This is a genomic window from Sphingomonas paludis (assembly GCF_053502515.1).
Window position 1 is genome coordinate 772,243 of sequence record NZ_CP187558.1, and the last position, 24,019, is coordinate 796,261.

Below are 24,019 nucleotides of genomic sequence, written 5' to 3' on the forward strand. Positions count from 1 at the left end.
AGTTCGTTCAGCCGAGCTCGATCCGCGAGCGCACATAGCGCAGGGCAGCAAGGCCGGTCAGGGTGAGGGCCGCGCACCAAGCGATGCAATAGCCAATGTCGAGATCGGGAGAGCGATAGCCCGAAAACTGGCCCTCGCGCAGCAGTTCAAAGATCGGCACGGTCGGCATCCAGCGCACCAGATCGGCCAGCGGTGTCGGCAGCCAGCTCAATACGAAAAACGCACCGGACAACGGCATCGACAGATACAGCAGCGGATGGATCAGCCGGCCGATGACCGGCATTTCATGCGACAGGGCAGTGACCGCCATGCCCAGGCCAAGCGAGAACCAGACCATCAGCGCCAGTGCCGCCAGGACGGCCGCCCAATCCGCCGGCAATTCGCCCAGTCCCAGCAGTACCGCTGCCCCCAGCAACAGGGCCAGCACCGCCGCCGTGCTGATCGCTTCCAACAGGCTGCGCGCGATCAGCATGTCGGGGATCGTGACCATTCGGTGGTGCAGCAGCGGCCGGTTTGCCTCCAGCACGGTTTCGGCGCGCGACACGACCGATCGGAACATGATGAACAGGATATAGCCGCCCAGGGCAAAGGGAACGGGCCGGATGCCGCCGGACGTCGGGTGATGGGCATTGCCGTGCAGCACGGCGACCGCCACTGCCAGCAGGATCGGTTCGGCAAAGATCCAGAGATAGCCGATGTTGTCGCGGCCGAACCGGGTGTGCAGTTCGCGCAGGATCAGCGCGCCCACGACCCGGGCCTGGGACTGCATGCCATCGATCAGAGGCGATGCGCCGATCATGCCAGCTGGTCCAGAAAGGGCAGGACCCTGCCGAAATGGTCGTCCCAGGACGGCGGCTGCCACAACGCCATCCGGTGCCGCTGGGCCGTGCGCAGGGCCGAATCGACAGCCGCGTGATCCAGGATTGCCGCCAGCCACCCCGGTCCATCCAGCGGATCGCGGTAATCGGGAACGTCGCCGGCCACCTCGCGGTACACGCCAAGGTCGCTGGCGATGACCGGGACGCCGCTGGCCAGTGCCTCGATCACGGGCAGGCCAAATCCTTCCGCGAAACTGGGCATCAGCAGCGCCCGTGCGCCGCTCATCAACTGGTTCAGCGCCGCATCGCCCAGTCGTGCGGACTCCACGACATGCGGGCGAAGCGCCCGGCACCGGTCGAGCAGGTCGACGATATTCTCATTCTCCCACCCGCGTCGGCCCACGATATGCAGCTTGGGAATGGCCGATGCGGGCATGGTCTCCGCCATCCGACGCCACAGGTGAAGCAGCAACAGGTGGTTCTTGCGCGGCTCGATCGTGCCGATGCACACGAAATAGGGCTCATCGGCCAATGGCGCCGGTCCTGCCCGGCCGGGCAGGTCCAGCCCCAGCGGGGCAACCAGAATGGGCGGGGCCGTGCGGTCGGCGGGGACGAACCGTTCGATCTGGCGGGCGGTGTCGTGCGAATTGACGATCAGCGCATCGGCATGGGCTGCGGCATGGCTCAGGCGCAGATCGTGCCGCCGGGTGCCGCCGGGGCGGGCATATTCCGGGTGGGTGCTGGGAATGGCATCATGGATGAACAGCACCAGCCGATCACCGGGGCGCGCCCGCCGGGCAATGCGGGTGGGAAGCCGTTCCAGGTGCCGATGCGACACGATCAGCCGGGTGATCGGCTGATCCGTCCTTGTCCGGGGGGCGGGCAGCAGCGCATCGCGCAGCGCGCCGCGCAACACGGTGCCGGGGGCGGGCAATCCGCGATCCCAGGACCGCCGGATGGCATCCACCAACCGGGCGGCGGTCGAACGCCGGATCGGGCGAAAGCCGATGCCCGGCCACCACGCCTCGAACTCGACATGACTGACTGGCCAGCCGAGCAGGGCGTCGGCATAGGCCAGCTCGGTCCGATCGATGCCGGTCGGCGTCGGATGGCGACTGCGCGCCAGCAAGCGGGACAGATCAAGCCGCACGGCACGCACCGGCCCTGTCCGGCTGGGCACCATCGGTGCCAGCTGGCCCCGTTCCATCAGCATGGGGTTTGCTTCAGTCGCTGGACGCTGTTGCGGACCAGCAGGGCCAGCCCGTCCGGGCTGTGAAAACCGCCGTTCACCAGCGCATGCTGGCGAAGATAGGCGGTGAAAAGGTCGAAATAGCCCGGGACCGGCGATCGCGGATCGGCCCAGAATTGGTCGACCGGCCGGTCGTCGACCAGCCCAGCCAGGCCATAGACCGCCCGTGCCAGCACGCAGACCGGCTTGCCCGCGGCCAGCGCCAATGGCCCGACCGTGCTGTTGACGGTCACGACGCCGCGGCACGCCAGAAGCAGGGGGTGAAGGTCGCCCTGTTCGATGAACGCCACCCGGTCGCCGATGCCGTGCCTTGCTGCCAGCGCAGCGGTGACCGAGCGCATCCGGCCCAGATCGGGGTCGAGCGGGTGCAATTTGACCAGCAGCATCGTGCCTGTCGGGGCATGGGCCGCGAAACTGGCGATGGTCATCGACAACGCATCGGCCATGCTGTCGAACGGGGAATGGTGCACCAGCTGGGCATCGCCATCCAGTTGCAACGGCATCAGAAAGAATGGCCGTCCGGCAACAGCGGACAGCGCCTCCCCACTATTCCTCCGCTCCGCTCCGCGCCGCCACCAGCGACGGGTCCAGCCCAGTCCTTCGGCCAATGCACTGGCCGGACGATGCGATCGATAATGCCGAAACGCCACCGCCCCCAGGATCGACGCACTCGAATATGCCATCGCTTCACGAGCGCGCCGTCCAAAGCTGGCGGCGACCGGCTGGACAGGCACCGGATTGTCGGCCAGCGCTGCCCGCATCGCATCGATGGACCGGGGCAGGGCGCTATGGCCGTTCACCCCGCCGCTTTCCAGGGTGACGTGATCGGGGCGCAAATACCCTTCCTCGAATACATGGACGCGGATCCCTGCGGTCCGCGCTGCCAGGATCGCTGCGCGGTGCGCCGGGCGGCAATCGCCGAACAGCACCAGATCGGTAACCCCCTGACCCTGCATCCGGGCGGCGATCCAGTTCGGCCACGCGTCGCTGCGCCCCGCATAGGCGGTCGCATCGCCGATCCGCCAGTCCAGCCAGTCCCCGCCGCACAGATGGACGCGGGAAGCGCGGTGGCCACCGGCCCGAAGCGCTATGGCAAGCATCCGGAAGAACGGGCCCGGCAACCCTTGCAGAAACAGGAAGTGCCGAGGGTGCGGCCGAAAGCGAATAACGGGCGCATAACTTGACGCGCGTACCGGCGACAGGTCGCTTTCCCGGAACATCATGACGGATCAGCCAATGGGTACCGCCGCCGGCATTGCGCCCGAGCTGTCCCGCACCAGCCGGTGGATGGCCAGCACCTCGGCCAGCAGCTGTTCCAGCCGGTCAAGGGGCCACTGCGTCGCGGCATCGGACCATGCCTGGTCGGGATCGGGGTGGGTTTCGATGAACAGCCCGTCGATGCCGGCTGCCGCCGCCGCCCGGGCCAGCGCGGGCAGGGCGCTGCGCACGCCGCCGGAACGGCCGTCGAGTGCGGCAGGCTGCTGCACGCTGTGCGATGCGTCGAATATCACCGGATGGCCGCTGGCCCGCATGACGCCCAGTCCGCGCATGTCGACAACCAAGTCCCGGTAACCGAAACTGGTGCCCCGTTCGCACAGCATTACCGCACGCTGCCGGTCCATGCCGGCGGGCAGCGCATCGGCAACCTTGTCGGCCGCGCGAACGACGTCCTCGGGGGCCATGAACTGGCCCTTCTTGATCATCACCGGCCGGCCCGATGCGCCGGCTGCACGCAACAAATCGGTCTGTCGGCTCAGAAAGGCGGGGATCTGCAGGATGTCGGCGACCTCGGCCGCGATCGGCACCTGCCAGGATTCATGCACATCGGTGATGATGGCCATGCCAGTGCGCTCGCTCACCTGGCGAAGCATGGCCAGACCCGCCTCCAGCCCCGGGCCGCGCTGCGATCCGCCCGACGTCCGGTTCGCCTTGTCGAACGAGCTTTTGAACACCGGCCTGAATTTCAGCCGATCGGCAATCGCCGCGATGCGATCGGCGGTAACGAACAGCAGGTCCAGGCTTTCGGCCATGCACGGACCAGCAATGACCAGCGGCTCGTCCAGCGGGGCGATAAGCGGATGCTGGTCGGTCAGGTCCATATCGCCGCAATAATGCGTCGCTGATGCCGTGCAAAGCGCGTTATGGGTGGCAGAACAACCTTTTATCGCCGATCCGGGTGTGTTGGTCGCCCGCCAGCCCGCCATGTCATGGCGTCGTTACTCCGACACGGCGGCGACATTGTCATCGGCATTCCGGTCGACATATTTCGTATAGGGATCGACACCGGCGAATTTCGGCTGCCTGTTGGTCACCAGCCGCACTTGCTGGCGCCCGCTCCTGAGCGGCCGGCGCTCCATGACCACCACGTCCTTGGCCGCAAAGGCACCGACGCCCGGCCGTTCGGCGAACAGGCCGACATCGATGGTGTCCGCCAGCGGTGCCTCGGTTTCCCGGCCCTTGCCGTCCGCGTAATATTTCCTCGCCTCGATCGTCAAAGTGGTTTCATGGCGCCCGCCGCCGATCGCCCGAGCCTTGGCCTCTGTGACCTTCAGGTCGTAGAGCGTGATGCGTTCGAACAGGTCGGCGACCAATTGGCGTTCCTGGGCATTGCGGGTCAGTCCGTTCAGCCCGGCCAGCAGGTCGGTCGATGCCGCATAGGGCGCGCCCTTGAACCGATACCGGTCGAGCAGGCCCGCCAGCATCGCGTTCATCCGATCCTCGCCCAGCCGATCCTGCAGCAGATACATGACCAGCGAGCCCTTGCGGTAATGGATATAACCCTGGTTCTCGACACGGAGCAGCGGCAGCTCCTCGATCACTTCCCCCCCCCGCGAACGCAGGTAGTTATCGAGTTCATATTTCAGGAAGCGGCGGATCTTGTCCTCGCCATACAGCTTCTTCATCACCATCAGCGCCGAATATTGCGCCATGGTTTCGACGAGCACCGTCCCGCCCTGCTGATCCGCGCTGATCAGCTGGTGTGCCCAATATTGATGGGCGACCTCGTGCGCGGTGACATAGGTGACGTAATCGATTTCGTCGGCGTCACTGTTGTCGGCGATGAAGCCGAGCGATTCCGAATAGGGCATCGTGCCCGCAAATGCCTGGGCAAAGCTGGCATAGCCCGGAAATTCGATCACGCGGGCATAGTCGAACTGATAGGGTCCGAAATTGGCGCGGTAATAATCGAGCGATGCCTTCATCGCCTTGAGCATCGTATCGGTGTTGTAGCCGTGCCCCGGGTGATAATAGACGGCCAGATTGACGCCCCCGCCCGCATCCATCGTCTTTTCCGCATAGCGTGCGGACTGGACCGAAAAGAAGCTGAGAATGGGCGCTGTCGAGACGAACCGCGCAGTACGACGGCCATCGGCGGTCGCGTCCGCGACCTTGCGGCCCGGCGCGATCGGCGTCTGGTCGGCATCGGTGGTAACGGTGATGTCGCTGCGCACCCAGTCCGCATTGCCGACATAGTTGCGCATGCGGGCCGTCTTGTCCTCCAGCTTGGCGGGACGCAGCTCAGGCGTCAGGCCATAGCGCCGCCGCTTGACCCTGTCCTGCAGCAAGATGCTGCGATCCATGCCGATCTGTGGCGCGAATTCGCTGTTGTCCAGGAAGGTGCCGTTGGCAACCAGCCGCGTATCCTCGCCATTGGCGCGGAAACCCCGTTGCTCGCGAAGCGTTTCAAAGCGCAGCGTGCCGACCGCCCCCGGGGCCAGCGGCGTGGCAAAGCGATAGATGCGGTATTTGAAGGCGGCATCATTGCTGGCCAGCGATGCGCCGGGCACTGCGACGGACACGATCTTGGTCTGCTGATCCTGCAACCGGACGTGAAGGTCGCTGATCGGCGCGCCGGTATCGTTGACGAAGCGATACTCGCCCTTGACCACGGCCCGTCGCCGGGCCGGGTAGAGCACGACGTCCAGCTTGATATCGGTCAGCGCGGGCTGCGCCACGCTTTCGTACTTCAGATATTTCTTTTCATAGTCGGCGAGCAGTTTTTCCTGATCGTCATTGTTCCGGTACACGTTCAGGACGTTCATGTTGTAATAGATCCACGCCCCGCTGGCGGCCGCCACGACGACGCCCAGGCCAAGCAGCAGCCCCGGCCCGCCCGCCAGCCGTGCCGGCATCCGCTTGAGCCGCGGCGTCAGCCGGTCCTCCGTCCCGCGTCGCCACAACAGATGCGCCAGCACCGCCAGGATCAGCGCCCATGCGCCCCAATAGAGCCGCAGCCACCAGCCGGCGGTACCGCCGATCTGGTCGCCGTTCATATCCGAAAAACGCGCCGCCCCGGTCGATCCGTACAGATAGAGCGGATGGTCAAAGCCGATGTTCGACAGCGTCAGCGTCGCCACGACGTAAACCACCATCAGGCCCCAGCCGAGATATTTGTTCGGCACGATCGCCTGAATGAACACCGCCAGGATCGCCAGGATCACCATGTCCACGCCAAGCGGCAGCAGATACCAGGTGAGATAGCTGCCCAGCGCCAGGTCGGTCTGCCCCCGGAACAGCTGGACCAGGATCGCGGCGACAACCGAAACCGCGAGCGTGGCGAACAGGACCAGCGCTACCGCCAGCGTCTTCGGCACCAGATAGGCCCAGTTCGGCAGCGAGGTCGCATCGACGATCTCATGCATCTTGCGGTCGCGGTCGCGCCAGACCAGCTCGCCCGCATAATAGACCGCGATGATGATCGGAATGATCGTGAACGACCCGATCAGGATCGGGATCAGGGCGAAGGTGAGCGGCCGGGCCGGCGTGCCGTAGATTTCGTTGCCAAAGATCAGCCCGCTGATCGAATTGAACAGGCCGATGGTCATCAGTACGAAAAAGGCCGGGCTCTTGAACACCTGTGCCATTTCGAACCGGCACCGCGCCCACAGCCGGGTGGCATTGGCTGCGTCGGGATTGGTGGCCGGCAGGCGGGCGACCAGCAGCGGCTCGCCGACGGGCACTTTGGATGGTTTCGACGAAGCCGCACCCTTTTCGATGAAGCGGAAGCGCCAGATGGCGATGAGCAGCGCAACGATCGATACGCCAATCCACATCAGCCGGTTGGCCAGCAGCATCCCCGCAAACGGGGGCATCATCGTGTTCGCCTCGGCCGCGGTCCAGTAGCGGGTGGTATAGCCGACGGCACCCAATCCGAACGGCTCGATATAGGCTGCCGTTTCCCGCCATTCGGGCTGGGTGGATACCAGGGCCAGGAGGACGGTGTAGAGCACCAGGAACAGGATGACGCCGACATAGCTCCACATCATCGACCGGGTCAGGGTCGCCACGCCGAAGAAGATGGCGGAGGTGAGCAGCAGGTTCGGCAGCGCAAGCACCGCAAAGGCATAGGCGTAATGCGACAACAGGCCCGGCCCCAGCGTTTCCGCATCCACCCACGGCATTGCCGATCCGACGATCATGCCCATCGGAATGGACAGAAACGCGACGCTGGCGATGATCCACGCGCCGACGAACCGGCCCATCAGATAGGAAAACTTCGACACCCGCGTCGTGCGGACGATCGGGCCGAACCCGCTTTCATCGTCGCGCACCACGACATTGGCAACGAACGCGACCGTGACGAACATGAAGAACAGCGAAAAGATCTGATAGATCTGCATGATCGCCTGCGGGCTGTTCTTGTGAACATTGCCGCCCGATCCGACCGAGATGTTCGGCGTGGCCACCGCGCCGAACGCGAACAGGAAGAACAGGATGAACACCACCCAGAATACCGGGTTGCGGAACTGGTAGCGGAGTTCGAACGCCGCGATTTTGCCGAACATCTGGTTTTCTCCGGATCAGGCGGCGGCGGGGACGGGCGCGGCGGCGCGGCGCGTCCGGGCAAGCGTCGAGAAATAGACATCCTCCAGCCCGCCCGAGACCGGCGTGAAGCCGTCACCCGGATCGCCGGGTGACAGGATGTGAATGATCGTCCGGCCGGCGAACAGGCGGGTCGAGATCACCTCGTGACGCGTCTTGTAATCGTCCAGTGCCGCGCGATCGATCGTCTTGGCCCAGATGGTGCCGCGCGACCGGTCGATCAGGTCCAGCGGCGCCCCTTCCAACTGGATGCGGCCATCGGCCAGCACCGCCATGCGCGGGCACAGGTCCGCCACATCCTCGACGATATGGGTGGACAGGATGATGACGACATTCTCGCCGATTTCCGCCAGCAGGTTAAGGAAGCGGTTGCGCTCCTCCGGATCCAGGCCCGCCGTCGGTTCGTCCACGATGATCAGTTCGGGGTTGCCGATCAGCGCCTGGGCAATGCCGAAGCGCTGGCGCATGCCGCCGGAGAAACCGGCAATCGCCTTCTTGCGGAATTTCCAGAGATTGGTCTGGTTGAGCAGCGTCTCGACCGTTTCCTTGCGTTCGCGGGCATTGGCTACACCCTTCAGCACCGCCATGTGATCCAGCATGTCATAGGCAGAGACGCGCGGGTACACGCCGAAATCCTGGGGCAGATAGCCAAGCGTCCGCCGGAGCGCCTCGGGCTGTTTCAGCACGTCGATGTCACCGAAGGTGATGCTGCCGCTGGTCGGCGATTGCAGCGTGGCGATGGTGCGCATCAGCGTCGATTTACCCGCGCCATTCGGCCCGAGCAGGCCGAACATCCCCTTGGGGATCGACAGGGTCACCCCGTCCAGCGCCCGCGTGCCATTGGCATAGATGTGCGTGACGTTGTTGAGTTCCAGCATGACGACTCCCCCCTTGAATGTCGTCACGATACCAATGGTGTATTATAATGCTAGTGCAGTTATTCAGCGGGGGCGGCGCTGTCCAGCCATGCCGCCACCCAGACAAGGGGTGCGTTCCAGTTGATCGCGACTTCGTTCAGCTCATAGGCGCCGATATCGTCGGCCCAGCAGGTCTGGTGCGTGCACCGGCCCTCCAGCTTCTTGCCATCGGGCGAGGACAAGCGGCTGTTGGGGCCGCCGGACAGGACGCCGGGCGGCGGTGGCGGCAGGCTCGGGTCTGCGGATGGTGCCCAGAACCGGTGATGGGGATTGCGCATCGCCCGATCGCCGAACCCCGACACATAGCTTTGATCGAGCGGATTGCGGCCGAGGAGATAGTCCATCGCGTCGACCACTCCGGCGCGATAATCCGCCCTGCCGGTCAGGTCATGGGCCAATGCCAGCAGGATCGCACGGTTCAACAGGCTGGAATTGGAACCCCAGGGCAGCGATGACGGGCCATAGGGAATGGCATATCCCACCGCCTGCCGTTCCGCCAGGAACCGGTCCGCCCCGGCGATCAGGTTGCGTTCTATGGACTGGCGATGGGGTTGGGACAGGTCGGCGCGGCTGACCAGCAGGCTGATCGCGCCCAGGGTCGCGGTGGAACCCCAGCTGGGTTCGGCATATGGCTGTTCCCCCAGCAGCGGCGAGGATTCCAGCATCTTGCGCGCATCGGCATCGCCCGTTGCGGCATAGAGTTCGGCAGCGGCCCAGAAGAACTCGTCGGCCAGGTCTCGGTCGCCATAGCCGCCCGATCCGGTGAACGGCGCAATTGCCCAGACCTGCGGGTTGCGCCGGGCCGCTGTCCATGCCGATCGTGCGGATGCCAGGCAGCGGTCGGCGAATGCCGGGTCGACGGCACGAAACAGCCGCGCGCACTGCGCGGTGACCGCGGCAAGGTTGAGCGTTGCGGCAGTCGATGGGGGAAACAGCACCCGCTTTTCCCGATCCAGGTGCGGCGGGGTGGGCAGCGGCGTCCAGCGTTCGTCGCCCATCTTGTGATGCGCCATCCCCCCCGCATCGATTGCGGTGAACGTCAGGCCCGCCTGCGCACGCATCTGGCCCACCGGAACGGACAGGCGGGTGCCGGCCGGGACCTGCATCTTCATCAGCCATTCCAGTTCGACGCGCGCTTCGTCGAGCAGGTCGTCCACCCCGTTGCCGCTTTCGGGGATCAGCGCGGTTGAATCGCCGAACACTGCGGAACGCCCCCGCCACCGCGCATGTTCGGCCAGGTTGAGCAAGGTCCAGACGCTAATGCCGCCATTGACGACATATTTCCCCTGATCGCCCGCGTCATACCAGCCGCCGGCGAGCTCCGGCGTGCGGTCGCATCCCGGCCAGTCATTGCCGAATTCGTCCCGGCCAGCGACGCAGCGGGCGGTCTCCCCGACATGCCCCGCTGGTCGCGCCCAGCGGGCCCCGCCGGCGAATTTCGCGTCGATCGGGACGCCCGCCCGCTGTTGATAGAAGAAGTTGAACGCGGCCCGTGCCAGTTGCCCATAGGGCGCGGCGGCGATGGCAAAGGGTCGGCTGGCCGCCTTGCCGGATTCCAGGCGAAAGCCGTCGCCGGACAGGCCCGCGGCATCGAAGCGGATGCGATGGACCACCTGACCGGAATGACGATCAGGGCCGAACGGCTCCGTCTGTCCTTCCGTAACCACCACACCCGCCGCATTGCGCAGACGCCAGCGCATGGGCTCGCTGGGTGCGCCGGTCAGGATGGCTGTCTGGCCGGGGGCGGCAAGCACGGCCAGCTGGTTGACGCGGATCGCCGGGGCATCGGCCGGACCTGTCTGCGCCAACGCCATTGTGGTCGGCAGGGCTGCCATGGCCGCCGACGCGAGCATCCGGCGCGTCATCATCATCCCGTCCATCGAAGTCCCTCCTTGCCCGTCCGCCCGCGCCGGGCGCGGCATCAAAGCTGCGCCAGCATCTGTGCCAGCGTTCCCCGCATCCGCTGCATCATCCGATCGTCCGCCTGGCCCAGCACCCCGCGCGCCTGTTCGGGCAGATGGTCGGCGGCATGGCCGTCGAACACCAGATGATCAAAGGTGTGGCGCCACGCGGCCCTCTGATCCTCGGGCATCTGTCGCAGGGCGACGATGGCGTGCATCAATGCGCCATAGGGATTGGGCAGATCCCGCCGCCCCTCGTTCCACCAGTAATTGACGAACAGGTTGAACCGTTCGAGCGATTCCACTCCGTGCCACCAGTGGAACGGGATATAGATGGCATCGCCGGGTTCCAGCACCGCCACCCGCGCCTCGGCTGCCGCCTTGGCATAGTGGGGAAACCGTTCGAGGTCGGGATCCGTCGTGTCGACCAGGCTGACCGGGGTTCCGGCCGGCGTCAGCTCGATCGGCCCCAGATACAGGTTCGGCGTCTGATCCGGCGGAAACAGGGTGAAGCGCCGCCGCCCGGCAACCACCACGCCGATATTTTCCATCAGGTCGTAATGCGGGGCGACGCGGATGCGGTTGCCGATCCATGCGCGCGCCGGGGTGCCCGCCGGGGGGAGCGGGCTGGCGTTGTGCGCCACGAAATCGGGCATCAGTTCGTTCAGCACCTCGGACTGGACGGCGATCGAAAAGGGATCGTCGATCGCCCGGTCGTGGAGCAGCCTGTCGAAAAACGCATCCAATCCGATTTCGCCCCGGGTAAAGTTCAGTGCCAGATAGTCGGGCGTGTAGAAGAACCGCCCCCCGATTTCCGGCGCGCCGACCAGCACCTGCACCGGCCGCCGGGGATGATGGGCAAGAAAGGCCTGCGCCAGCGCCTCGTCCGATTCCCGCGCCGCGCGCACCGCCGGCCAGTCGGCGGCGTGGCCGCGAATCACCACGGGTTCGCCCGCAGCCTGAACCTCGGCGATGAAGCGGTCGCGGTCGATCCGGTCGATCTCGCGGATCGGGCGGGGCGGGGGCAGGGCGGTCACGATGCCTTGCGCAGCACCTCGCCCGACGCACTCCCCTCCGCGATCAGGAAATCGCGCTGCGTCGGCATCCGGCTGGCCGTGTCGGCGATCACGGCGCGGATATGGGCCAGACGATTGAGCGTTTCTTCATCGGGCAACAAATCGGCGGCCGGATGATAGCCGCCGGGTTCGACGCCCTGACCGGCCATCACCGACAGCCAGCTGGTTTCGGTGAACAATTCCTCATGTTCGCGGAACACGCGGCCGTTGGATCGAAACATCGCCAGTTTTTCCTGCAGGCCGTCGGGCGGGGTCAGCGTGCGGCAATACCGCCAGAAATCGGAATCGTCGCGTTCCGTCGCCTTGTAATGCAGGATCAGGAAGTCACGGATATCCAGATATTCCTTGACCGATTCCCGGTTGTAGCGATCGATCTCCCGCTCGTGAAAGCCGCGTGTCGGGAACAGCGTCATCAGCCGGGCTATGCCCGACTGGATCAGGTGGATGCTGGTCGATTCCAGTGGCTCGAGGAACCCGCCGGCCAAGCCCATGGCGACGACATTCTTGTCCCACGCGCGGTGGCGGTGACCGGCGGTGAACCGGATCGGTTTCGGATCGGCGAGAGCGGGCGCATCCAGATTGGCGAGCAGCGTCGCCGCCGCCTCATCGTCGCTGATATGGGCGCTGGAATAGACATAGCCGTTGCCCGTGCGATGCTGCAGCGGGATGCGCCATTGCCATCCGGCAGTGCGCGCCGTCGATCGGGTGATAGGTTGCTGATCGCCGGAACTCTCGCACGGCACCGCCATCGCCCGGTCGCACGGCAGCCAGCGCGTCCAGTCCTCATATCCCACCTCCAGCGTCTGCCCCAGCAGCAGCGAGCGGAAGCCGGAGCAGTCGATGAACAGGTCGCCTTCGATCTGGCGGCCATCCTCCAGCACGACGGCGGTGACATGGCCTGTCTCGGGATGCTGGTCGACCCGGGTGATCCGCCCCTCCGTCCGGGTCACCCCGCGCTGTTCGGAAAACCGGCGCAGGAAGCGAGCATACAGCCCGGCATCGAATTGAAAGGCATAGGCGATCTTGGACAGCGGCGAATTGCGCGCATCGGGTTGCGGGCGCAGGAATTTCGAATTGCGCGCGGCCACGACCGACAGCGAATAATCGTCCAGTTCGGACGTGTCGCCCAGCATCCGCCCCTTCAGCCAGTGATGGTGGAATTCGATCCCCATCATGTCGATGCCATAGGTGCCGAAGGGGTGGATGTAGCGGTGGCCGATCCGTCGCCAGTCGACGAACTCGATCCCCAATTTGTAGGTCGCGTTCGTTTCCCGCATGAACTGGTTTTCATCGAGGCCCAGCAGCGCGTTGAACAGCGTGATCTGCGGGATGGTCGCTTCGCCGACGCCGACCGTGCCGATCGCATCGGATTCCACCAGCTCGATGGACAGGTCGGGCAGGCGGCCCATCACCTGTGCCATTGCCGCGGCCGTCATCCATCCGGCGGTGCCGCCGCCGACGATGACGACCCTGCGCAGTCGATCGTCCCTCATGATGCCAGCCCCATCTGCGCCTGGCGATGATGGTCCAGAATGCGGTCGATGAACGCCTCGTGCGCGGGCAGCTGCGCCACGGTGCCGGCAATCTGCTGGCGATAGCCCTCCATCAATTCGGTGACGGCGGCATCGTCCAGCGAATCGGCGATCGGATCATAGCCGTCCGGGATCTGGCGCTGCCCCAGCATCACCGCCACCCAGCTGGTCGGCGAGAATAATTCGAATCCGTCGCGGAAACTGCGCGCCCGATTTTTGAACAGCGCCATCTTGTGCGCCAGCGGTTCGGGAATGGCCATGGTGCGGACATGGTTCCAGAACGCCGAATCGTCGCGTTCGGTGGCGTGATAATGCAGGATGATGAAGTCGCGCAGATCCTCGAACTGATCGCGCATCACCTGATTATATTCAGCGCGCTCGACGGCATAATCCCCCCGGTCGGGGAACAGCGCGATCAGCCGGGCGATACCGGTCTGGATCAGGTGGATGCTGGTCGATTCCAGCGGCTCGATGAATCCTGCGGACAGGCCGATCGCCACCACGTTGCGGTTCCATGCCTGGCTTCGCCGACCCGTCTGGAACCGGATGGTGCGCGGATCGGCCAGCGGCTCGCCCTCCAGATTGGCAAGCAGCGTCGCCGTCGCCTCGTCCTCGCTGACATAAGCGGTCGAAAAGACATGGCCGTTGCCGGTGCGGTGCTGCAGCGGAATGCGCCATTGCCAGCCGGCATCATGCGCGGTCGCGCGAGTATAGGGAGCGGGCGGCCCGACATTGGCGCTGGGCACGGCGACCGCGCGGTCGCACGGCAGCCAGTGGCTCCAGTCCTTATACCCCGTGGCCAGTGCCTCCTCGATCAACAGCCCGCGAAAGCCCGAGCAATCGACGAACAGGTCCCCGGCGATCCGTTCGCCCTGTTCGAGTTCGACCGAAGCGATATCGCCGCTTTCGCCGTCCCGGTGCGCCGTGACGATGCGCCCCTCCACCCGGGTGACGCCGCGCGTCTCGGCATAGCGCCTGAGATAACCGGCATAGAGCGATGCATCGAAGTGGAACGCATAGCTCATTTCCCGGATGATCGACTGGGCATTGGGTGCCGGCCGGGCGAAACGGCCGTGTGCCGCCGCCATCGACGTCATCGAATAGGCCGAGATGTCGGGCATCGGCCGCCGCGCCCGCTCGCGCAGATACAGCTGGTGAAAGGCGACGCCATTCACCGGGTGACCGTAATGGCCAAAGGGGTGAAAATACCGGTCGCCGCGCCGCGCCCAGTTCACGAACTCGATGCCCAGCTTGAACGTGCCCTGGGTCGCCGCGATGAAATCGTTCTCGTCGATGCCCAGCATCTGGTTGAACGTCTGAATGGGCGGGATCGTCGCCTCGCCGACGCCGACCGTTCCGATCGCATCGGATTCGATCAGTGTGATGCGGGTGTGGCCATTGGCGACCGTGCGGGCAAGCGCCGCCGCCGTCATCCAACCGGCGGTGCCACCGCCGACAATCACCACATGCCCCAAATGCCCCGTCATCACCGCTCCCCGGATTGCACGGCTGCTTCCCCGGCAACCTGCCATGCTGCGCGCCGCATGTGCACAACATACCCGACCGGCGCCGACTTTTCCGATACCGACTTTAAGGACCTTGGCCAGTCTGCGTCAAACCCCCCGCAACCTGTGTCAGGGAAGCCACAGCGGTTAGATTATTATATGTTCTGGCATCTTGCTAACGCTACCATTAGCCGATACCAGTTGAGGCAAGCGCATATCGGGGGCACCGGTGGCGTTGGGGAAAAACGAACAGGGGAGGGCACGATGCGTCGCATTGACGGTCTGCAGTCTGAATACGCCAATTCAAACAAATTCGGTAAATTGCTGCGGGGAAGCGCTTCGCTGGTCGCGATCTGCGTGATGGCCGCTGCTGCGCCCGCCATGGCGCAGGACGCCGCAGCCGATGAGGCCCAGGCCCAGGATGCGCCCACCGGCGACGACGTCATCACGGTGACCGGCATCCGCGCCAGCCTTGCCAGCGCCCAGACGATCAAGCGCGATTCGGACACGGTTGTCGATGCCATCACGGCTCAGGATATCGGCGCGCTGCCCGACCGTTCGGTGACCGAGGCGCTCCAGCGTATCCCCGGCGTGTCGATCAACCGCTTTGCCGGCTCCAACGACCCCGACCACTTCTCGGTCGAAGGGTCTGGCGTCGTCATCCGCGGCCTTTCGTTCGTTCGTTCGGAATTCAACGGCCGCGACACTTTCTCCACCGGTGTCTATGGCCAGGCGATCAACTTCGCCGACGTGCCGGCCGAACTGCTCGGCTCGGTGATCGTCGCCAAGAACCTGACCGCTGAGATGATCGAAGGCGGCCTGTCGGGCACCGTCGATCTGCGCACTCGCCTGCCGTTCGACCGTCGTGGTCTGCACGGCGGCTTCAGCATGGAAATGAACTATGGCGACCTGGCCAAGCAGGCGTCGCCCAACCTGACGGCGCTGCTGTCCAACACCTGGGAAACCGGTGCCGGCACCTTCGGCCTGCTGGCGAACGTTTCCTATTCGCAGCTGCTCAGCCGCTCCGACGGTATTCAGGTCACCAACTTCCAGCGCCGCGACAACCGCCTGGCGGTCGAGGCAAATTCGACGGACAACTCGGTGCTGCGCTGCGCCAACGGTCTGCCGGTTCCCGGTGCGGTCGACAACCGGTCGCTGCCGCCTGCGGGTTCGCTGTGCGGCGTCGGCCAGACGGCTGGCGCTGATGGCTTCGCCGATGTTGCCGACCTGCTCTATGCGCCGCTCGGTGGCCAGTTCCGTACCCAGGATTATGACCGCCAGCGCGAAGGCATCGCCTTGGCCGGCCAGTGGGAAAGCCTGGATCGCCGCGCCATGCTGACGGCTCAGTTCCTGCGCACCCGCGCGACCCAGACCTGGGGCGAGCATACGCTGGAATCCGCGCCCGACCTGTCGGATTACAACACTTTCCCGTTCGGTTGCCGTCCCAACGAAGCCGGCCCGAACGTCGTGCAGCAGGGACTGCCCACCGGCGGCCCGACCACGCGCGCGCAGTGCCCGGTCAGCGGCCCGCTGGCGTTGCAGAACTATCAGTATGACGACGACGGCATCTTCGAAAGCGGCTACATCACGCTGCCGGGTGCTGGCTGGCGTTCGCAGGATTCGGGTTGCGACGTTGGTGCGCGTCCCACCAGCTGTCAGCCGTTCCGCACGCCCGTCGGTGGTATGCAGCAGTCGCTGTCGCGCCGTCAGGTCTATGACGAAAACATCGTCGCGGACTATGGTCTGAACTTCAAGTTCACGCCGAATGACCGCCTGTCGTTCCAGGTCGATGCGCAATATGTGACTGCAGCCAAGAACAACGTCGATTTCAGCGTGTTCGGCTCGACCTTTGCGGACCAGGAACTGGATATTTCCGGCCGCCTGCCGACGCTGGTCAATCACCGTCCGCTGTGGATGGCGCCCGACTGGTCGGGTGGCAACAACCCGGACGGCAGCCCCTGCACCAATCCGGGCACCTGCACCCCCTGGGCGCCGAACAACGGCGTCACGGACGAAGCCTATTTCCGTAACAAGGCCAATTACTACTGGCGCGCCGCGATGGACCACATCGAGGAATCGCGCGGCGAGCAGGCCACGCTGCGCGGCGACATCCAGTATAATTTCGGGGAAGAAAGCTTCCTGAAGCGGCTGAAGGTCGGTGCCCGCTATGCGGACCGCGATCAGGACATCCGGTTCGGCGCCTATAACTGGGGCGTGCTGTCGGAAACCTGGGGCGGCATTGGTCCGATCTGGATGGACGGTCCGGCAGGCACCACCAACACGCGTGGCGCCAGCAACTCGACGTTCTTCTCGTTTGATAACTTCTTCCGTGGCGCAACGCCCGGTCCGATCGGCGGCTATTATTACAATGGCAACCTGATCGACAATTACGACCAGGCGGCAACTTTCCTGCTGGGCGTCAACCAGGCCTGGACCAATCCGGGCACCGGCTGGCGTCCGAGCGCGCAGCGTCCGGGTGCGGTCGATGGCTATCTGGCGAATGAAATCCAGGCGGTCAGCGAGCGGAACGTCAACGCTTATGTGATGCTCAGCTTCGACACCGACCGGGGTGCCGGCGGTCTGGCGCTGAGCGGCAATGTCGGCGTCCGGTTCGTCGATACCGCAGTCGACTCCGCCGGTGCATTCCGCTTCCCGCTGCCGAACGAAGTCGGTGTGGAGCAGGATTTTGCCACCCGCTGCGCTCCCATCCAGATCCCGCCGCGCGGCGATGCGCCGGCGCGTGAGGATATTCCGAACGGTGTCTGCGATCTGGGTCCGGAAGGCTATGCCCGGCTTCAGGCATTCGCCAACGGCGCCAGCACGCCGAATGTTGCGCGCAACAATTATCAGTACTGGCTGCCCAGCTTGAACCTCAAGCTTCAGCTGACCGATAACCTGATCGCCCGTTTCGCCGGTTCGCGTGCGCTTGCCCGCCCCGGCATGGCGGACATCCGCAACTTCTTCACGTTCGGCACGAACAACAACGATCCGACGCGGCTTCAGGGTTCGGCGGGCAATCCGTTCCTGCGCCCCGCCGTTTCGGATCAGTTCGACCTGACGCTGGAATGGTACTTCGCCCGGGTCGGCTCGTTGACGCTCAACGGCTTCTACAAGGATATCAAGGGCTTCTTCTATCAGAACATCGCCCAGTATTCGTTCACCAACAACGGCCAGACCTTTACGGCAAACATCCGCCAGCCCGACAATTTCGACGGTTCGGGCAAGGTCAAGGGCTTTGAAATCGCCTATCAGCAGACCTATGACTTCCTGCCCGGCTTCCTGAGCGGGCTGGGCTTCAGCGGCAGCTATACCTTCATCGATAGCGAGGGCCTGCCGGGCAACCGTCCGATCTTTGGTCCGGGCAGCAACCTGAACCCCGGTCCGTTGCCGCTGGAACAGCTGTCGCGTCACAACGTGAACGCCGCCCTCTTCTATGAAAAGGGTCCGATCTCGCTGCGTGGTGCGTATAACTGGCGGTCGCGGTTCCTGCTGACGGCTGCGGACGTGATCCATCCCTTCTATCCGATCTACAATGACGAGACCGGACAGCTGGATGCGTCGCTGTTCGTGACCCTGTCTCCGGTGATCAAGGTGGGTGTGCAGGGCGTGAACCTGCTCAACGAAACCACCCGGACGCTGCAGCAGTTCGAAGGGGTGCCGAACGCCTATCTCGGCCCGCGCTCCTACTTCATCAACGATCGTCGCTTCTCGTTCATCATTCGCGGAAGCTTCTGATCCGAAACACTTGATGCAGGGGGTCTTCGGCAACGAAGGCCCCCTTTTTCTTTGCGCGAGCCGGACGACCAGGCCAGAATGGCCGCCGCGCGACAAGGAGAGGGTATGCGTATCACCGCTGCAGCAGGGCTGCTTTTTTTCGGAACCGCTTTGACAACGCTGACAGGATCAGGCGCAGCGCAGGACGGGCAGGCGCCCGATGCGGGGCTTCGCCTGTCGGAGCGCGGCTACCTGACGGCCGACGGCTTCGATGTGATCGTGTTCGACGACATCTATCCTGACGGCCACCAGACCGGGGTAACGATCATCCAGCAGGGGCGCCGGGTCGCTGCAAATGGCGATGTCCGGCTGGACGCCATGCCCGGCCAATGGTCGCCGATGCCCAAGGGGGGCGAGCGCAGCGTCGATGCAGCATCGCGCAGCATAACCCAGCGACTGTCCTTTCCCGATCCGGGCAAGAACGGGCGGGGATTCAATCCGATTTTCTATCCCCCGGTCGATCTGTCCTATGCCGTGACGGTTACCCCGGCCGGCGGAAACCGGTTCCGCATCCGGGTCGACCTGGACAAGCCGTTGCCGCGCGAATGGGTCGGTCGCGCCGGCTTCAACCTGGAATTGTTTCCGACCGATCTGTTCGGCAAGGCCTGGTTGATGGACAAGACCGGCGGCATTTTTCCGCGCCAACCGAATGGCCCCATCGTTCGTCAAACCGGTCCGACCGTGCCCGTGCCGCGCAACATGGAAGCCAATGGCCCGGTTCAGGATCCGAACGGCCAGGCCCTTGGCGCGCCATTGGCGCGGGGCCGCAAGCTGGTCGTTGCGCCGGAAACGCAGGGGCAGCGGATCGTGATCGAGGGAACGACCGACATCGAACTGATCGACGGCCGCAGTGCGCACAATAATGGCTGGTTCATCGTCCGCGGCGTCCTGCCTGCGGGCAAGACCGCCCGCGCGCTGGAATGGACGGTGACGGTCGACAGCCAGCCGGACTGGCAGTCGGCACCGGTGATCCAGGTCTCGCAGGTCGGCTATGCCCCCGCCCAGTCCAAGCGCGCCTTGTTCGAGCTGGACGCCCGCAGCGGCGGCGCTGGAGAAGCCGTGCTCTACCGACTGACCGAGCGCGGCGAAGAAGCCGTGCTGCGCAGCATGCCAGCCGAATGGGGCAAGTTCCTGCGCTATCGCTATCTGGCGTTCGACTTCACCTCGGTGACGGAAGAGGGAATGTACCGGATCGGCTATGGCGATCAGCGTTCGCAACCGTTCCGGATCGCCACCGATGTCTATGCCCGCGACGTGTGGCAACCGACGCTGGAGACGTTCCTGCCGGTTCAGATGTGCCACATGCGCGTCAGCCAGAAATATCGGGTCTGGCACGGCCACGACCATCTGGACGATGCACGCATGGCGCCGGTCGGCCTGAACCATTTCGACGGTTATGTGCAGGGACCGGACACGCTGACCCGCTTTCAGCCGGGACAGGCAGTGCCCGGCCTGAACAGCGGCGGCTGGCATGATGCGGGCGATTATGACCTGCGCGTCGAATCGCAGATGGGCACGGTGTGGCTGCTGGCCAAGATGGTCGAGGAATTCGACCTGGATTACGATGCGACCAGGATCGATCCCCAAGCCAAAACGGTGGAGATCCATGATCCTGATGGCCGCAACGACGCCATCCAGCAGATCGAGCATGGCCTGGCCAGCGTGCTGGGTGGCTATCGATCGCTCGGCCGGCTGTATCGCGGCATCATCACCCCCAGTCTGCGGCGCTATGTCATGCTGGGCGATGCGGGCAGCCATAGCGACAATGTGCCGATGCAGCCGGTGGCCGGCCTGGGTGTCGATGCGAATGGCACGCCGGTCACCTCGGACGACCGCTGGGTGTTTACCGAGGACAATCCAGAGCGCGAGCTGCATGCGGCCGCGGGCCTCGCCGGTGCGGCGCGCGCGTTGAAGCGCGACAATCCGGCCCTGGCGGCAGAGGCATTGGCCGCCGCCCGCGCGATAACGGATGCGGCGATCGACCGCGGTGGCGATAGCCCCAACCGGATTTTCGCCTTGGCCGAACTGGCTCTGGCCACGGGCGAGCAGCGCTATGTCGACCGGATCGTCGCCCTGTCCGATCTGGTGCTGAAGGACATATCGAAAACCGGGTGGATGCTGTCCGGCCTGCGGGATCGATTTCCCGCCGCGTTTCGCAGCCAGCTGGACGCTGCCGTCCGCGATTACCAGGCGAAGGTGAAGGCGGATGCCCGCACCGACAGCCCCTATGGCATCCCCTACAAGCCCCAGATCTGGGGCGCGGGCTGGGACATCCAGCGGCGCGGCGTCGAACAATGGCTTTTTGCCAAGGGCTGGCCCGATGCCGTCGATCCGGATAGCTGGCTGAACGCGCTCAACTTCGTCCTGGGGGTGCATCCGGGGGAAAATACCGCAAGCTTCGTGTCGGGGGTCGGCAGCCATTCGGCAACGGTCGCCTATGGCGTCAACCGTGCGGACTGGAGCTACATTCCAGGCGGCGTCATCTCTGGCACCAACCTTATCCGTCCCGACCTGCCCGAACTGAAGGTCTGGCCCTATTTCTGGCAGCAGACCGAATATGTGATGGGCGGCGGCGAGACGAATTTCATGTTCCTGGCCCTTGCCGCCGACCGGCATTTCGCCGGAAAGCCGAGGCGCTGATGGCGGAGGCCGGGCACGCAACCTGCTACAGGATGGTGCTTCGCTGATGCCGGGCTGGGCCATTCTGGCCGTGGTCGGGCTGTCGATCGTCGGCGTGATCGCGGCTGTCCTCAAGGCGCGGCTGCCAGCGATGTTCGTCCTGCTGGCCGCAGCGTTGCTGAGCGGGCTGGCGCTTGGGGCCGACCCGGCGGCCGTGGTGGCTGCAGTGCGAAAGGGCACGGGCGAAGCGCTGGGCTTTGTTGCGGTGGTCATCGCGTTGGGTGCCATGCTGGGCGCGATGCTGGAGGCATCGGGCGGCATCGGCACCATCGCCCGGACGCTGTTGGAGGCCTTTGGCGAACGCCGGGCAATCTGGGCGCTGGTCGTCATCGGCATCATCGTCGGCATTCCGCTGTTCTTCGACGTGGGGTTCATCATCCTGGTGCCGCTGATCACGGTGCTGGCCAAACGAGCGGGGCGCAGTGTCGTCCTGTACGCATTGCCGGTGCTGGGCGGACTGATGACGATGCATGCGCTGTTGCCGCCCCATCCCGGGCCCGTGGCGGTGGCTGAGCTGATCGGTACCGATTACGGGTTGCTTGCGCTCTTTGGCCTCGCTTGCGGCATTCCGGCGGCCATCGTTGCGGGGCCGGTTTATGCGCTGTGGATGGAGCGGAGGGGGTGGTTGCCCGACGCGACGCCGCCCATGCTTGCGGAACCGGAGCCGACGGTCAGCCCGATGGGATTCTGGACCGCATTGAGCGCGATGTTCGTGCCGCTGGTCCTGATCATCGCGGCAACGGTTGCATCCGTGGTGCTGGCCGAAGGGCCGGTGCGAAGCGCCATCGCGTTCGTCGGACACCCCTTTGTCGCCTTGACCATCGCCTGCGCCCTCGTGTGGCTGTTGCTGGCGCGGGCGGGCACATCGCTGGATACCATCGGGCGGGTGATGGGCAAGGCCCTGGAGCCTGCAGGTGTGCTGGTGCTCGTGGTCGGCGCAGGCGCGGCCTATAAGGAAGTGCTGATCCAGTCCGGCGCCGGGGAACAGGTGACGGCACTGGTCACGGCCGCCCAGCTGAGCCCGATCCTGTTCGCCTTTCTGCTGGCCGGGTTCGTCCGGGTGGCCCAGGGTTCCGCCACCGTCGCCATGGTGACCGCCGCCGGATTGTCGGCCCCGTTGATCGCAGCAGCCGCGCTGAACCCTGCCCAGATTGCGCTGGTGACGGTGGCGATCGGCGCCGGGGCCAGTATCGCCAGCCATGTCAACGACACCGGTTTCTGGCTGGTGAAGCAATATCTGGGATTGAGCGAACGCCAGAGCTTTGCCAGCTGGACAATATCGTCCAGTCTGGCCGGGCTGGTCATGCTTCTAGTTGCGCTGATGATCTGGCCGCTCGTCTGATAGGGAACTGACATGCACATCACTCGCCGCACCCTGATTGCCGCTGCAGCAGCGCTGCCGATGGCGGGACGCGCATCGGCCGCCCTTGCTGCCCGAGTGGGCCGGATCGATCGACTTGACCCCGGCCTGGACGCCATCGTCGATGCCGATGCCCCGATCGAGGTGCTTGGCACGGGCTATCGCTGGGCAGAGGGGCCGGTCTGGGTTCCGTCGGGCGGCTATCTGTTGTTCACCGATGTGCCGGGCAATGTGATCTGGCAATGGCGGCCGGGTGGCGGCGCGCCGGTGCGGTTTCTTGACCCGTCGGGTCCCAGCCCGATTCCCGCTGGCGTGCGCGAGGCAGGGGCCAATGGCCTGACGCTTGACCGACAGGGCCGGTTGCTGATGGCCGGCAGCGGTTCCCGGTCGATCGAGCGAATGGATCTGGCGACCCGCGAGCGCACGGTGCTGGCCAGCCGCTTTGACGGCCGCCCGTTCAACAGCCCCAACGATCTGGTCGAGGCGAGCGACGGCAGCATCTATTTCACCGACCCGCCCTATGGCCTGGCCGATGGCGATGGTTCGCCGATGAAGGCGCATCAGTTCAACGGCGTGTTCCGGCTGGACCCGGATGGCCAGGTCACGCTGGTCGAAGGGCGGCTGTTCCGCCCCAACGGCATTGCGCTGTCGCCCGACGAACGCATCGTCTATGTGACGCAATCGGACGGCACGTCGCCGTCCCTGTTCGCCTATGACCGCTTGCCGGACGGCAGCATCGCCAATCGCCGTGCGGTCCTGACCGGACTGCGCGAACGGATTGCCGCTGGCGAGCCCGGTCTGCCGGATGGGTTGAAAGTGGCCAGCGACGGCACATTGTTCGTTACCGGGCCGGGCGGCGTGCTGGTGGTGACGCCGGGGGGGGAGCATCTGGGCACGATCCGCACCGGCAAGCCCATCGCCAATTGCACGCTTGCTCCGGATGGCTGGCTGTATCTGACGTCGCAGGACATGCTGGCACGGGTGCGGACCCGCGCCCGCCCGGCACGCTGATGCATGACGCTGCCTGATCCAATCGCATTTGCGTCGGAATGGTGCAGCGCCTGGAACGCGCATGATCTGGACCGGGTGCTGGCGTCGTTCAGCGACGATATCTGTTTTTCGTCGCCCGTCGCTGCCCGGCTGGTTCCGGCAAGTGGCGGTACGATCAACGGCAAGGCGGCCCTGCGCGCCTATTGGGCGCACGGGCTGGCGGCGATACCCGACCTGCATTTCGAGATCCTGCAGGTCTTTGCCGGGATCGACGCGCTGGTCATCCGGTACCGGAACCAGCGCGGCGACGAGGGGTGCGAGGTACTGACCTTTTCCGGTGGTTGGGTCGTCCGCGGTCATGGCACCTATGCCTTGACCGCGGACTGACCCGGCTC

At 65.1% G+C, this 24,019-nt stretch carries 15 protein-coding genes; 5 read left to right on the plus strand and 10 right to left on the minus strand.

Annotated features, from left to right (window positions below):
• Positions 1-7 precede the first annotated feature (7 nt).
• The 10 genes from ACPVPU_RS03680 to ACPVPU_RS03725 form a co-directional block, all read right to left on the minus strand.
• Complete coding sequence (locus tag ACPVPU_RS03680) at positions 8-799, minus strand: ABC transporter permease (RefSeq protein ID WP_448659586.1); 792 nt, start codon at positions 797-799, stop codon at positions 8-10.
• Complete coding sequence (locus ACPVPU_RS03685; RefSeq protein ID WP_448659587.1) at positions 796-2,025, minus strand: glycosyltransferase family 4 protein; 1,230 nt, start codon at positions 2,023-2,025, stop codon at positions 796-798. Before ACPVPU_RS03685 ends, ACPVPU_RS03680 begins: the two co-directional genes overlap by 4 nt.
• Positions 2,025-3,188 carry a capsule biosynthesis protein gene (locus ACPVPU_RS03690; RefSeq protein WP_448659588.1) on the minus strand — a complete coding sequence of 388 codons (1,164 nt, stop codon included), beginning with the start codon at positions 3,186-3,188 and terminating at the stop codon, positions 2,025-2,027. The genes ACPVPU_RS03685 and ACPVPU_RS03690 overlap by 1 nt, the downstream gene beginning before the upstream one ends.
• A gap of 108 nt (positions 3,189-3,296) precedes the next feature.
• A complete protein-coding gene (gene kdsA / locus ACPVPU_RS03695) occupies positions 3,297-4,166 on the minus strand; it encodes a 3-deoxy-8-phosphooctulonate synthase (RefSeq protein WP_448659589.1) in 870 nt (289 codons plus the stop codon).
• 117 nt (positions 4,167-4,283) lie between these two features.
• Positions 4,284-7,853, minus strand: a complete 3,570-nt coding sequence (locus ACPVPU_RS03700) for an ABC transporter permease/M1 family aminopeptidase (protein WP_448659590.1) — start codon at positions 7,851-7,853, stop codon at positions 4,284-4,286.
• A gap of 15 nt (positions 7,854-7,868) precedes the next feature.
• Positions 7,869-8,795 (minus strand): ABC transporter ATP-binding protein, encoded by a 927-nt coding sequence (locus ACPVPU_RS03705; RefSeq protein WP_448659591.1) that lies wholly within the window; start codon positions 8,793-8,795, stop codon positions 7,869-7,871.
• A gap of 32 nt (positions 8,796-8,827) precedes the next feature.
• Positions 8,828-10,687, minus strand: a complete 1,860-nt coding sequence (locus tag ACPVPU_RS03710) for a glycoside hydrolase family 9 protein (RefSeq protein ID WP_448659592.1) — start codon at positions 10,685-10,687, stop codon at positions 8,828-8,830.
• A gap of 41 nt (positions 10,688-10,728) precedes the next feature.
• Positions 10,729-11,745 carry a cupin-like domain-containing protein gene (locus ACPVPU_RS03715; protein WP_448659593.1) on the minus strand — a complete coding sequence of 339 codons (1,017 nt, stop codon included), beginning with the start codon at positions 11,743-11,745 and terminating at the stop codon, positions 10,729-10,731.
• On the minus strand, positions 11,742-13,277 hold the full coding sequence (locus tag ACPVPU_RS03720) for a tryptophan halogenase family protein (RefSeq protein ID WP_448659594.1): 1,536 nt from the start codon (positions 13,275-13,277) through the stop codon (positions 11,742-11,744). Before ACPVPU_RS03720 ends, ACPVPU_RS03715 begins: the two co-directional genes overlap by 4 nt.
• Positions 13,274-14,803, minus strand: coding sequence for a tryptophan halogenase family protein (locus ACPVPU_RS03725; protein ID WP_448659595.1), 1,530 nt, complete (start codon positions 14,801-14,803; stop codon positions 13,274-13,276). Before ACPVPU_RS03725 ends, ACPVPU_RS03720 begins: the two co-directional genes overlap by 4 nt.
• A gap of 339 nt (positions 14,804-15,142) precedes the next feature.
• Here ACPVPU_RS03725 and ACPVPU_RS03730 point away from each other — a divergent pair, with 339 nt between their 5' ends.
• The 5 genes from ACPVPU_RS03730 to ACPVPU_RS03750 all read left to right on the plus strand — a co-directional run bounded on the left by ACPVPU_RS03730 (position 15,143) and on the right by ACPVPU_RS03750 (position 24,011).
• Complete coding sequence (locus ACPVPU_RS03730) at positions 15,143-18,556, plus strand: TonB-dependent receptor (protein WP_448659596.1); 3,414 nt, start codon at positions 15,143-15,145, stop codon at positions 18,554-18,556.
• 150 nt (positions 18,557-18,706) lie between these two features.
• Entirely contained in the window at positions 18,707-21,235 is a 2,529-nt protein-coding gene (locus ACPVPU_RS03735) for a glycoside hydrolase family 9 protein (RefSeq protein WP_448659597.1), read from the plus strand.
• 46 nt (positions 21,236-21,281) lie between these two features.
• Positions 21,282-22,616 carry a GntP family permease gene (locus ACPVPU_RS03740; RefSeq protein ID WP_448659598.1) on the plus strand — a complete coding sequence of 445 codons (1,335 nt, stop codon included), beginning with the start codon at positions 21,282-21,284 and terminating at the stop codon, positions 22,614-22,616.
• A gap of 12 nt (positions 22,617-22,628) precedes the next feature.
• Positions 22,629-23,645 (plus strand): SMP-30/gluconolactonase/LRE family protein, encoded by a 1,017-nt coding sequence (locus ACPVPU_RS03745; protein ID WP_448659599.1) that lies wholly within the window; start codon positions 22,629-22,631, stop codon positions 23,643-23,645.
• 3 nt (positions 23,646-23,648) lie between these two features.
• Positions 23,649-24,011, plus strand: a complete 363-nt coding sequence (locus tag ACPVPU_RS03750; protein ID WP_448659600.1) for a nuclear transport factor 2 family protein — start codon at positions 23,649-23,651, stop codon at positions 24,009-24,011.
• Positions 24,012-24,019: the final 8 nt, after the last annotated feature.

Coding starts and splice junctions, on each gene's coding strand:
- ACPVPU_RS03680 (WP_448659586.1), bottom strand. CDS start 799: ATGATCGGCGCATCGCCTCTGATCGATGGCATGCAGTCCCAGGCCCGG.
- ACPVPU_RS03685 (WP_448659587.1), bottom strand. CDS start 2,025: ATGGAACGGGGCCAGCTGGCACCGATGGTGCCCAGCCGGACAGGGCCG.
- kdsA (WP_448659589.1), bottom strand. CDS start 4,166: ATGGACCTGACCGACCAGCATCCGCTTATCGCCCCGCTGGACGAGCCG.
- ACPVPU_RS03700 (WP_448659590.1), bottom strand. CDS start 7,853: ATGTTCGGCAAAATCGCGGCGTTCGAACTCCGCTACCAGTTCCGCAAC.
- ACPVPU_RS03710 (WP_448659592.1), bottom strand. CDS start 10,687: ATGGACGGGATGATGATGACGCGCCGGATGCTCGCGTCGGCGGCCATG.
- ACPVPU_RS03720 (WP_448659594.1), bottom strand. CDS start 13,277: ATGAGGGACGATCGACTGCGCAGGGTCGTCATCGTCGGCGGCGGCACC.
- ACPVPU_RS03725 (WP_448659595.1), bottom strand. CDS start 14,803: ATGACGGGGCATTTGGGGCATGTGGTGATTGTCGGCGGTGGCACCGCC.
- ACPVPU_RS03740 (WP_448659598.1), top strand. CDS start 21,282: ATGCCGGGCTGGGCCATTCTGGCCGTGGTCGGGCTGTCGATCGTCGGC.
- ACPVPU_RS03745 (WP_448659599.1), top strand. CDS start 22,629: ATGCACATCACTCGCCGCACCCTGATTGCCGCTGCAGCAGCGCTGCCG.
- ACPVPU_RS03750 (WP_448659600.1), top strand. CDS start 23,649: ATGACGCTGCCTGATCCAATCGCATTTGCGTCGGAATGGTGCAGCGCC.